Here is an 898-nt window from a genome sequence, read left to right as displayed (position 1 = left end):
TGCGCCACAACAGCCGCATCTTCCAACTCAACACCGTGCCGGAAATCCTCTCCATTCTGTTGCAGGAAATGGGCATCAACGACTACGCCTTTGCGCTGACCCGCGACTGCGCGCAGCGTGAATTCTGCGTTCAGTACCGCGAAACCGACTTAGATTTTCTCCATCGCTTAGCGGCCGAAGAAGGGTTGGTGTACAGCTTCATTCATGAAGAGGGCAAACACACGCTGATATTCAGCGACGCCTCAGAGAGCCTACCGAAACTCGGAGAGCCAATCCCGTACAACACGCTGGCGGGCGGCATGATTGAATCACCGTATATCTCGGCGCTGAGCGTGCACACCCAATCGGAGGTGAGCCAGACGGCGCTGCAAGACTACAGCTTCAAAAAGCCAGCGTACTCGTTTGCCCAGCAAGCGGCCGGGACAGAAATGGAGTACCAGCAACCAGATTACGAACATTTCGATGCGCCGGGGCGGTATAAAAACGATGTCAGCGGTAAAGCGTTCAGCCAGATCCGCCTTGATTACCTGCGCCGCAACGCGCACACCGCAACGGGTAAAAGCAACCAACCGCTGCTGCGTCCGGGCGTGAAGTTTGACCTGCAAGAGCACCTCGACGACACCTTAAACCGAGACTGGTTGGTGGTGCGTGTCACCTGCCAAGGCACGCAGCCTCAGGCGCTAGAAGAAGCCGGCGACCATGGCGCGACCACCTACGCGAACCAATTTTCGCTCATCCCGGCGCATCGCACTTGGCGTGCCACGCCGCAAGCCAAACCTCAGGTTGATGGCCCGATGATCGCCACAGTCGTTGGCCCAGAAGGCGAAGAGATCTTCTGCGATGAACACGGCCGTGTAAAACTGCATTTCCCGTGGGATCGCTATTCCAACGGTGATGA

At 57.2% G+C, this 898-nt stretch carries 1 protein-coding gene; it reads left to right on the top strand.

The window, feature by feature from the left end; translation table 11 throughout:
* On the top strand, positions 1–898 hold an 898-nt coding region (tssI, locus tag JIG40_RS10365; RefSeq protein WP_199465318.1), incomplete at both ends, for a type VI secretion system tip protein TssI/VgrG.

Source organism: Vibrio sp. bablab_jr001, from assembly GCF_016464285.1.
Lineage (GTDB): Bacteria > Pseudomonadota > Gammaproteobacteria > Enterobacterales > Vibrionaceae > Vibrio > Vibrio fluvialis.
The sequence above is the reverse complement of the archived record's forward strand: the minus strand, read 5'-3'. Positions and strand labels throughout refer to the sequence as shown.